This is a genomic window from Catenulispora pinisilvae (assembly GCF_015356865.1).
Taxonomy (GTDB): Bacteria; Actinomycetota; Actinomycetes; order Streptomycetales; family Catenulisporaceae; genus Catenulispora; species Catenulispora pinisilvae.
The window spans coordinates 1-1,252 of sequence record NZ_JAAFZA010000507.1 but is presented as its reverse complement, the minus strand read 5'-3'; the positions used below and the strand labels follow the sequence as shown (position 1 = coordinate 1,252).

The following is a 1,252-nucleotide window of genomic DNA, read 5'->3' as shown; positions in this document are numbered from 1 at the left end:
GGGGGCATCGTCTGGGGCGGGGTCGGTGGTGGTCGAGGTCGTGGTGGTAGTTGAAGTCGAGGTCGCGGTCGTGGTTGAAGTCGCGGTTGTCGTCGCGGCGGCGCTCGTGGCGCCACCGCTGTCCGGCCCGACCGCCTCCGCCGGGTCGTGCTCGACCTGGACGTCAGCCATCGGTGGCCTCGCCGCGCTTCGGGCCGGTGTCGCGACCCCACTCGTCGAGGACGCGCAGCGGCGGCGTGGCGGCGATGACCTTGGTGAAGCTGACCTTCTCGCTGGCCGCCGTCAGGGCCGCCAGAGCGGCCGCCAAACCGATGAGGCCGGGGCGCGAAGCCCGCGCGGCCGCCGCCACGCCGAGCACCGCACCCAGCGCGTTGGCACCGCAGTCCCCGAGCATCGCCCGCTCTCCGAGGTCCTCGGGCAGAAGCGCCGCGGCGGCACCGAGTGCCGCCGCTGTGAGGAGCCCGCCACGGGCCCCGGAAGCCGGGCCGCCGTCCGCGAACACCTCGCGCACCACGGCCGCCCCCGAGCCGACCGCCGCTGCCTTCACGGCCCGGCCAGGGCGCAGGTCGAACAGGTTGACCACGTTGGCGGCCCCGGCGACGACCAGCCCGGCCAGCACCCGCTCCAGCGGATCGCGCCGCACCACGGCACCGGCGGCCAGGCCGACGGCGCCGATGCCGAGGATCTTGACGGCACCGGTCGTGACCTCGCCCCGGGCCAACGCCGAGAGGTGACCGCGAAAGCCCTTGGCGACGCCGCGCTCGTTGAGATCGTCATAGAGGCCGACGGCCCCGGCACCGAGCACCGCGCCACAGCCGGCCAGCCGCATCGCAGGCGGGAGGCCGGGCGTCAGGAGCGCGGCGGCGGCGATGCCGACGGCGACCGCCGGACCTTCGAGCAGGGTGACTTCGCGCCCGCGGTTGTTCGTGCGAGACCAGCGCGCACGACCGCCGGGAGGCCGCGCATTCAGCACACGATATGCGCCCCGCGCCACCGCCGCGCCGACCGCACCGGCGGTCACAACCCCGGCGCCGCCGATCACCCCGGCCGCTGCCACCCGCTCGACGCTACCCGCTGCGCGCGGCGGGAGCGGCGAACGACTCGCGCCGGGTCGGGTGAGCCGACCGACGCCGCTCACCGCACCCAACCGGCCCGCGCCCCCGACCGAGCCGGCAGCCTCCTGGCCCCAGCCGCCTAGCCGATCAGCGCCGACCGTCAGCCCGGCCGCCACCGCCCCCGCACCCAACCGGCC

Annotated in this window: 1 protein-coding gene; it reads right to left on the bottom strand. The window is 76.6% G+C overall.

Annotated elements, in window-relative coordinates; all coding sequences use genetic code 11:
- Positions 1-163: 163 nt before the first annotated feature.
- Positions 164-1,252: hypothetical protein (locus tag IZR01_RS49205; RefSeq protein WP_228561465.1), on the bottom strand; the 1,089-nt coding region annotated here is incomplete at its 5' end.